At 73.4% G+C, this 8,869-nt stretch carries 7 protein-coding genes; 3 read left to right on the top strand and 4 right to left on the bottom strand.

Going from position 1 to position 8,869, the window contains the following annotated elements:
• Positions 1 to 71: 71 nt before the first annotated feature.
• The gene (locus tag ACFWEJ_RS24060; RefSeq protein ID WP_377231708.1) at positions 72 to 806 is read right to left on the bottom strand and encodes a TetR/AcrR family transcriptional regulator; all 735 of its coding nucleotides are present in this window, start codon (positions 804 to 806) and stop codon (positions 72 to 74) included.
• Between the two features lie 74 nt (positions 807 to 880).
• On the opposite strand from ACFWEJ_RS24060, the gene ACFWEJ_RS24055 reads away from it, so the two are divergent.
• Positions 881 to 2,128 carry an FAD-dependent monooxygenase gene (locus ACFWEJ_RS24055; protein WP_377231707.1) on the top strand — a complete coding sequence of 416 codons (1,248 nt, stop codon included), beginning with the start codon at positions 881 to 883 and terminating at the stop codon, positions 2,126 to 2,128.
• A gap of 27 nt (positions 2,129 to 2,155) precedes the next feature.
• Here ACFWEJ_RS24055 and ACFWEJ_RS24050 read toward each other — a convergent pair whose 3' ends face one another.
• On the bottom strand, positions 2,156 to 3,310 hold the full coding sequence (locus ACFWEJ_RS24050; protein ID WP_377231706.1) for an epoxide hydrolase family protein: 1,155 nt from the start codon (positions 3,308 to 3,310) through the stop codon (positions 2,156 to 2,158).
• A 127-nt stretch (positions 3,311 to 3,437) separates the two neighbouring features.
• On the bottom strand, positions 3,438 to 3,803 hold the full coding sequence (locus tag ACFWEJ_RS24045; protein WP_377231705.1) for a VOC family protein: 366 nt from the start codon (positions 3,801 to 3,803) through the stop codon (positions 3,438 to 3,440).
• A gap of 110 nt (positions 3,804 to 3,913) precedes the next feature.
• Here ACFWEJ_RS24045 and ACFWEJ_RS24040 point away from each other — a divergent pair, with 110 nt between their 5' ends.
• Positions 3,914 to 4,882: a helix-turn-helix transcriptional regulator gene (locus ACFWEJ_RS24040; protein ID WP_377231704.1), complete on the top strand. Its 969-nt coding sequence runs from the start codon at positions 3,914 to 3,916 to the stop codon at positions 4,880 to 4,882.
• A gap of 119 nt (positions 4,883 to 5,001) precedes the next feature.
• Here ACFWEJ_RS24040 and ACFWEJ_RS24035 read toward each other — a convergent pair whose 3' ends face one another.
• The gene (locus ACFWEJ_RS24035) at positions 5,002 to 5,451 is read right to left on the bottom strand and encodes a MarR family winged helix-turn-helix transcriptional regulator (RefSeq protein ID WP_377231703.1); all 450 of its coding nucleotides are present in this window, start codon (positions 5,449 to 5,451) and stop codon (positions 5,002 to 5,004) included.
• A gap of 158 nt (positions 5,452 to 5,609) precedes the next feature.
• Between ACFWEJ_RS24035 and ACFWEJ_RS24030 the strand changes: the two genes are divergently transcribed.
• Complete coding sequence (locus tag ACFWEJ_RS24030; protein WP_377231702.1) at positions 5,610 to 8,858, top strand: efflux RND transporter permease subunit; 3,249 nt, start codon at positions 5,610 to 5,612, stop codon at positions 8,856 to 8,858.
• Positions 8,859 to 8,869 lie beyond the last annotated feature (11 nt).

Below are 8,869 nucleotides of genomic sequence, written 5' to 3'. Positions count from 1 at the left end.
GCACAGGCCTGTGCCGACCTCGATGCAAACTGCCGAGTTCGTGACGCAAACTGCCGACCGGGAGCGCGCCGTCAGCCGGTCTTCTGGCTGATCAGCGCCGCCACGCCGTCGAGGATGCGGTCCAGGCCGAACGTGTAGTCGAGCCGGCGGTCCTCCGCGGCGGTGTCGGTGGGGTAGTCGTAGGCGCCCGCGTCGACGGCGCGGCGCAGGGCGGGGAACCGCTCGGCGTCGGCGAGCCGGCCGAGCAGCGCGCTGTAGGCGGCCACGGACTCGCCGGACACCGCGTTCCCCAGCCCCGCGCTCAGCCGCGCGCTGTTGTGCAGGTAGGTGGCCACCAGCAGGACGACGCCGGCCTTCTCGCTCTCGGCGAGCCCGGTGTCCTCGAGCGTGGCCAGGGCGCGGTCCGTCCAGGTGAGCTGGTTGGGCGTCACCGGCGGGCCGCTGATGGGCACGTCCACGATCCAGGAGTGCGCCCGCAGCATGGTCCACTGCGCGGCGCACCAGCGCTCCAGTCCGAGGCGCCAGTCGGCCGGCGGCTCGTCGAGCTCCGCCGGCACCGCCGCGACGGCGTCCAGCATGAGCAGGAGGATCTCCTCCTTGCTCCGCACGTGCCGGTAGAGCGACATCGTCGTGAAGCCGAGGCGCTCGGCGATCCGTGCCATCGACACGGCGTCCAGTCCGCGCTCGTCGGCGAGCTCCACCGCCGCCGCGACGATGCGCGCGGGGCTCAGGCCCTGCCGGGTCCTCGACGGGGGCTCGTCGCCTCCCCAGAGCAGGTCGAGCCCGGTCGGGGTCTTGGCGTCCATGCGTGGCGCTCACTTCCGTGTCGGTTGGAAAAGGGGCTGGCTCGATCCTGAGTGTATGCCATACGCTCGTGTGTATGACATACACAACGATGGTGATCGGCGGCGGGATCGCCGGGACGACGTGCGCGATCGCCCTGCACCGGGCAGGCCTGCGGGCGACGGTCTACGAGGCCTACGGCCGGACGGCGGACAGCGCGGGCGTGTACCTGACGCTCGCCGTGAACGCACTCGACGCGTTGCGCGCGGTGGACGTGGACCTCCGCGGGCTCGGGTTCGACACACCGCGGATCACGATGACGAGCGGGTCGGGCCGCAGGCTCGGCGAGCTGCCCTACGGCACCGGCCTGGAGGCGACCGGCCCGGAGGCGACGGGCCGGGAGGCGGGCGGCGGCCTGACGAGCCGCACGGTCAAGCGCGCGGACCTCTACCGCAGGCTCCGCGAGGAGGCGCTGCGCTGCGGCGTGCGGTTCGAGCACGGCAAGCGCCTGGTCGACGCCGCGCCGTCCGGCACCTCGCCGTCCGACGGCGGCGTCGTCGCCTCCTTCGCGGACGGCACCACCGCCGAGGGCGACCTGCTGATCGGCGCCGACGGGCTGCGGTCGCGGACCCGGGAGATCCTCGCCCCGGACGCGCCCGGCGCCCGCTACAACGGGCTGCTGAACACCGGGGGTTACGCCACGGGGATCACGGTCGACAGCGAGCCGGGCATGATGAACGCGATCTTCGGGCGGCGCTGCTTCTTCGCGTACACGCCGCACCCGGACGGCGAGGTGTGGTGGGTGGCGAACCCGCCGAGCCCGGTCGAGCCCACGCCGGCGGAGCTGGCGGCGATCAGCCCGGAGCAGTGGCGCCGTCGGCTGGTCGATCTCTTCCGGGACGACAAGGGACCCGCCGCGGACATCATCGGCGCCACCGAGCAGATCTTCGCCGGCTGGAACACCTACGACGTGCCGTCGGTCCCGGTCTGGCACGACGGCCGCACGATCATCATCGGGGACGCCGCGCACGCCACGGCGCCGTCGATCGGGCAGGGCGCGGCCATGGCGATCGAGGACGCCGTGGTGCTGGCGAAGTGCCTGCGGGACCGGCCGACCGTCGGTTCGGCGTTCACGGCCTACGAGGGGCTGCGCCGCGAGCGTGTCGAGCGCGTCGTCGAGCAGGGCCGGCGCACCGGCGGGTGGAAGGCGGTCCACCCCCTGGCGGCGGTGCCGCGCGACCTGGTCATGCGGTTCGGGATGGCGCACATGGCGCGCACGGGCACCGACCCGAGCCGGTGGATCTACGAGCACCACATCAACTGGGACGAGCGGGTCGCGGCCTGACGGCCCGCGACGGTCTCGCGGCTTGAGTCAGGCGCGGTACGGGCGGAAGAAGTCGCGGAGCTCCTGGGCGTACAGCTCCGGCTCCTCGAACGCCGCGAAGTGGCCGCCCCGTTCCGGTTCGGTGACGCGAACCGTGTGGGCGGTCCGCTCCAGCCACGCCCGCGGCGGGCGCACGATGTCGCCCGGGAACAGCGAGAACCCGGACGGCACCTCGACCCGGCGGGTGAGCTGCCGGGCGGGGATCGCGCCGTTGGCGTGGTACATCCGCATCGACGAGCCGATGGTGCCCGTGAGCCAGTAGATCGTGATGTTCGTCAGGATCTCGTCGCGGGTGTATGCGTCCTCCAGGTCGCCGAAGCTCCAGGCCCTAAGCTTCTCGACGATCCAGGCGGCGAGCCCGGCGGGCGAGTCATTGAGCCCGGCGGCGACGGTCTGCGGCTTGGTGCGGTGCATGGCGCCGTACGCGCCCTCGGTCGCGCTCCACGTGGCGGTCTCGGCGAACCAGGCGCGCTCCTCGGCCTGGAGCGTTGCCGGGTCGCCCGCGAAGACGGGCAGCCCGCCGTCCGTGCGGTGCACGGCGACGACGCGGTCCGGGTGGTCCAGCGCCAGGTACCGGCTCACGTGGCTGCCGATGTCGCCGCCCGCCGCGCCGAACCGCTCGTACCCCAGCACCGTCATGAGCGAGGCCCACAGCCCGGCGACCGCGATCGAGCTCAGCGGCGCGCCCGTCGGCCGGTCCGAGTACCCGAAGCCCGGCATGTCCGGGACGACGACGTCGAACGCGTCGGCGGGGTCGGCACCGTGCGCGCCGGGGTCGGTCAGGAGCGGCACGACCTTCGAGTACCGCCAGAACGAGTCGGGCCAGCCGTGGCTGAGCACCAGCGGCAGCACCGGGCCGGACGGCGCGACGGCGCGCGCGTGCACGAAGTGGATCCCCAGCCCGCCGACCGACGTCCGGAAGCGGGGGAGCCGGGCCAGCGCTGCCTCCTGGGCGCCCCAGTCGAACCCGTCCGCCCAGTACGCGACCAGCTCGCGGAGGTAGTCGAGATCGGTGCCCAGCGTCCAGCCGGCGTCCTCGGGGGCGTCGGGCCAGCGGGTCGCCCGCAGCCGCGCGCGCAGGTCCTCGATCGCCTCCGGTGTGGCCTGCGGGGCGAACGGCTCAGGGGCGGTGGTCTCCGGCACGGCACACACCCTACGTGCGGCCCGCGCGGGCGGCGCGGCGTCGTCGTGAGGTCGGCGCGACCCGGTCGCGCGGGCGCTGCGCCGCCGTCGTGAGGTCGTCACGACGGCGGCACGGCGGGTGCGCCGGTCAGTCGGTGGGCGAGACGCGGATCAGGTTGCCGTCCGGGTCGGCGACCACGAACGTGCGCCCGAAGACCTCGTCGTGCGGCTCCTCGACCACGGTGACGCCCTTCGCGACCCACGCCGCGTAGACGTCGTCGACCGCGGCCGCGGACCGGGACACCATCAGGCCCACCTCGAACGACCGCGGCGTCTGCGCGGAGAGCCCGTCGGTCCTTCCGCTCCACAGCGCGAACAGCACGCCGGGCGCGATCTCGAAGGGTACGTAGCGCGGGGCGCGCATGACCGGCTCGATCTCGAACAGGTCGGCGTAGAACGCAGTGGCGCGCTCGACGTCGGTCACGTAGACGAGGAAGAGGTTGGGTGCGGGCATGGGTTGCTCCTTCCAGGCTGCCGCCGACGTTCGGCGACGGACCCACGCTCGCGCGCTAACCTGACAGAACCTGTCATGTTCAACCAGCAGCGACCGACCGGAGAGCAGAGATGACCTCGGCACAGCGCCTCATCGGCCTGCTCGGCGCGCTCCAGGCGCGGCGGCACACCACGGCGGAGGCGCTCGCCGAGGAGTTCGGCGTGTCCGTCCGCACGATCCTGCGCGACGTGCAGAAGCTCGTCGACGCCGACATCCCCGTGCTCACCGAGCGCGGGAAGTACGGCGGCATCAGCCTGCTCCCCGGCCAGCAGGTCGACCTCAGCCGGCTGACGACGTCGGAGGCCGACGTGCTCCGCGCCGTCGGCGTCGACCTCGAACGCGCCCGGGCGCTCGGCGCGGAGACGGCGGCGCGGGCCGCCGTCGGCAAGTTCGCGACCCGGCCCGGCGCGCCCCCGGCGCGGACCGGGGCGGCGCCGCTCTCCCTGGCCGACGTCGTCACGGTCGAGAACCGGGCCTGGTTCGCGCCGCAGGAGCCGCGCGAGGCGCCCGACGTGGCCGCGCTCGCGCGAGATCTGCGCCAGGCTCGGCGGCTGCGCGTGACCTACCGGCGCAGCGGGGAGCGCGCGGCGTCGGACCTGGTGGTGGACCCGTACGGGCTGCTGCTGCGGGTCGACCGCTGGTACCTCGTCGCCGACGTCGACGCGGCGCCCCGGCTGTTCGCGCTGACCCGGCTGGACCGCTGGGCGCTGCTCGACGAGCCGCGCCGGATCCGCGACGTCGCCCTGGAGGACGTCGCGCGCGGGCTCGGCCAGGCGCTGGAGACCCGCCGTGGAATGACGGTCGAGGCGCTCCTGGACGCCGACGGCGTGGACCTGGCCCGCCGCATCCTGGGCTCGCGGCTGCGCACGGTCGGGCCGCCGGACGCGTCGGGCCGGGTGCCGATCACCGTCGCCTACGCCCAGGTCGAGGCCGCCCGGCAGCTCCTCCAGTTCGCCGACCACATCGAGGTCACGGCCCCGCCGGAGGCCCGGGCGCTGCTCCACCGCCTGGCCACGGAGACCGCCCGCCGCCACACCTGACCGCCACACCTGACCACCACGCCTGACCGCCACGCCTGACCGCCACGACGTCGTTGAGTGCTGGGTATCTGCGCGTTTACGGGCTGCGGAAGCGCAGATAGCCAGCACTCAACGGAGTGTCAGGGGGCTAGGCGGCGGGTTGCCTCCAGGAGGGCGCGGGTGCCCCGGGTGAGCGCGCGGAGGTCGTCGACGTCGAGCAGGTCCAGCAGGTCGGGCGGCAGGTCGTCCTCGAGCGCGACGATGCGCCGGATCGCCTCGCTGCCCTTCTCCGTGGTGGTCACGCGGCGCACCCGGCCGTCGACCGGGTCGGGGGTGCGCACGACCATCCCGGCGGCCGTGAGCCGGTCGAGGATCCCGGAGACCGTCGCGGCGGACACGCCGAGCGCCTCGGCGAGCCGCTGCGGCGTCGAGTCGCGGTCCACCTGCACCAGGGCCAGCGCTCTGAGCTGCTGCACCGTGAGGTCGGTCTCCAGCAGCGGCCGGAGCCGGGAGGCGAAGAACGCCTCGCCCAGCTCGTGGTGCAGTTCGGCGAGCTCGGCGGCGAGCTGCGCGCGGGTCACGTCGGTCACGGGGTGACTTTAGTGGTCCGCGGGCGGCGCGAGAACCGGACTTGCGCGGCGGGAACCCGGGCGTGATCCTTTGCGTTAGGCAAAATACTGCGCCGACGGAGTCGTGGGACCCCGGCGTGAACCCCAGATCTGGAGGCAGTGTGTTTCGTCTTGCCCGAATGTCGCTCGCGAACCGTGCCCTCGTGGCACTCGCGACGATCGCCGTCTTCGTCGTCGGCATCTTCAGCATGGGGCAGCTCCGTCAGGAACTCATACCGTCGCTGAACGTGCCCGTGGTGGCGGTCACCGCGGTCTACCCGGGCACCGCGCCCGAGATCGTCGCGGAGCGCGTCACCGACCCGATCGAGACCGCCGTCGAGGCGATCGACGGCGTCACGGGCGTGACCTCGACAGTCTCCACCGGCGTCTCGATGACCACCGTCGAGCTCGAGTACGGCACCGACATCGACGCGGCCAGCCAGGAGATGACCTCCGCGGTCGGGGGCCTGTCGGACCTGCCGGACGACGTCGAGCCCGACGTCATGGCCGGCTCGTTCGACGACCTGCCCGTGGTGCAGCTCGCGGTGTCCGGCGACGGCACCGAGCGGGAGCTGACCGACACGATCGACTCCGTGCTGGTGCCCGAGCTCTCGGGCATCGCGGAGGTCCGCGACGTCACGGTGACCGGCACCACCGAGCGCCAGGTCGTCATCGAGCCCGACGACGAGAAGCTCGCCGCCGCCGGCCTCACCGCCGCCCAGCTCTCGTCGCTGCTGCAGGACAACGGCACGGTCACGCCGGTCGGCTCGGTCACCGAGGACGGCCGCACCAGCAGCGTCCAGGTGGGCACGACCGTGAGCACCGTCAAGGAGCTCGAGAAGCTGCCGATCGTCCCGGCCGCGGGCTCCGCGGGAGCCGGTGTGGCAGGAGCCGCCGGCGCAGGTGCTGCCGCGGGTGCCCCGGGCGCCACCGGCGAGGCGCCGACCGACGAGCAGCCCGCCGCCGAGGCCGGCCCCGCCGCCGTCGTGCACCTGGGCGACGTCGCCAAGGTGAGCGTCAAGGACGTCGAGCCCACCTCCTTCTCGCGGCTGGACGGCGAGCCGTCCCTCGCGATCGCGCTGACCAAGACGCCCGACGGCAACACGGTCGACGTGTCGCACGCCGTGCAGGACGTGCTGGCCGACGTGCAGGACGAGCTCGACGACGCGGGCGTGAGCACCGCCGTCACGTTCGACCAGGCACCGTTCATCGAGGAGTCGATCGAGGGCCTGACCACGGAGGGCGGCCTCGGTCTGCTCTTCGCGGTGCTCGTGATCCTGGTGTTCCTGGCCTCCCTGCGGGCCACGCTGGTCGCCGCGATCTCGATCCCGCTGTCGCTGGCCGTGACGTTCACGGCGATGAACCTGACCGGCTACACGCTGAACATCCTCACGCTCGCGGCCATGACCATCTCCATCGGGCGCATCGTGGACGACTCGATCGTCGTGATCGAGAACATCAAGCGGCACCTGTCCTACGGCGAGGACCGCGTCGACGCGATCGTCACCGCCGTGCGCGAGGTGGGCGCGGCCATCACGGCCTCCACGGTCTGCACCATCGCGGTGTTCGCCCCGATCGCGCTCGTGGGCGGCATGGCGGGCGAGCTGTTCCAGCCGTTCGCCGTCACCGTGGCGATCGCCATGGGCGCCTCGCTGGTCGTGGCGCTCGTGGTCGTGCCGGTGCTCGCGTACTGGTTCATCAAGGTGCCGGCCTCGGCCGACGGCGGCGTCGCGATGCGGGAGGCGGCCGAGCTCAAGGAGCGGCGCGGCATCTGGCAGCGCGCCTACGTGCCGTCGCTGGCGGCGTCCCTGCGCCACCCGGCGGTCACGCTGACGGTCGCGGTCGCCCTGCTGGGCGGCACGCTCGCGCTGGTGCCGCGCATGGAGACCAACTTCATCGGGGCCGCCGGCCAGGACACGCTGTCGGTGACCCAGGAGTTCGAGCCGGGCACGTCGCTGGAGAAGCAGGACGCGGCGGCCAAGGACGTCGAGGAGGTCCTCGCCGGCGTCGACGGCATCGCGACCGTGCAGACCACGGTCGGGTCGGCCGACGGGATGGCCGCGGCCTTCGGCATGGGCGGCGGCGGGAGCAGCGCGTCGTTCGCGATGACGCTGGACGAGGACGCCGACGGCGAGGCGGTGCAGGACGACGTCCGCGCTGCCCTCGACGACGCCACCCTGGACGGCGAGGTCACGGTCGCGGCCGGCGACTCCGGCTTCTCCAGCACCACGGTGGACCTGGTGGTCACCGCGCCCGACGCCGACGACCTGGCCGCCGCCGCGAGCGACGTCGAGGACGCGGTCACGGACCTCGACGGCGTCGAGAGCGTCACCAACAACCTGGCCGCCGAGCAGTCGACGGTGCAGGTGACGGTGGACCGGGACGCCGCGGCCGAGGCCGGGCTGACCGAGGCGACGGTCTCCGGCCTGGTGGCCGGCGCGATGAACGAGATGAGCATCGGCACCGTGGACCTGGACGGCGCGTCGCTCGACGTCGTCGTCGCGGGCGACGTGCCGGCCACGACGGCCGAGATCGAGAAGATCGACGTGCCGACGGCGGCGGGCGTGGTGCCGCTGAGCGACCTGGTGACGGTCGAGGAGGTGTCGGCCCCGGCGTCGGTCACGCGGGTGGACGGCGAGCGCAGCGCGACCGTCGCGGTGACCCCGGCGGGTCAGGATCTGGGCACGCTGACCACGGCCCTGACCGAGGAGATCGACGGGCTGGACCTGCCGAACGGCGCGGAGGTCAGCGTGGGCGGTGTGGCGGCCGACCAGGCCGACGCGTTCGCGGACCTGGGTCTCGCGCTGCTCGCGGCGATCCTCATCGTGTACCTGGTGATGGTGGCGACGTTCCGGAGCATCGGGCAGCCGCTGATCCTGCTGGTCTCGGTGCCGTTCGCGGCGACCGGCGCCCTGCTGGCGCTCCTGCTGACGGGCACGCCGCTCGACGTCGCGGCCCTGATCGGCGTGCTGATGCTGGTGGGCATCGTGGTCTCCAACGCGATCGTGCTGATCGACCTGATCAACCAGTACCGGGCCGACGGGCGGCCGCTCGACGAGGCGGTCCGGGAGGGTGCGCGCCAGCGCCTGCGGCCGATCGTGATGACGGCGGCCGCGACGATCCTCGCGCTGACCCCGATGGCGTTCGGCCTGACGGGCGGCGGGGCGTTCATCTCGCAGCCGCTGGCGCTCGTGGTGATCGGCGGGCTCGTGTCCTCCACGCTGCTGACGCTGTACGTGGTGCCGGTGATCTACACGCTGTTCGAGCGCCGCTCGGAGGGCAGCACGCCGAAGCGGGCCGCCAAGGCCGCCCGGCGGGCGGAGAAGGCGCAGGTCAAGGCCGCCGAGGCGGCGGCGGTCGCGCAGCGGCTGGCGGCGGACGCGGGGTAGCCGACGACGCC

Origin of the sequence: Promicromonospora sp. NPDC060204 (assembly GCF_042728455.1) — a bacterium.
GTDB lineage: Bacteria > Actinomycetota > Actinomycetes > Actinomycetales > Cellulomonadaceae > Promicromonospora.
The sequence above is the reverse complement of the archived record's forward strand: the minus strand, read 5'-3'. Positions and strand labels throughout refer to the sequence as shown.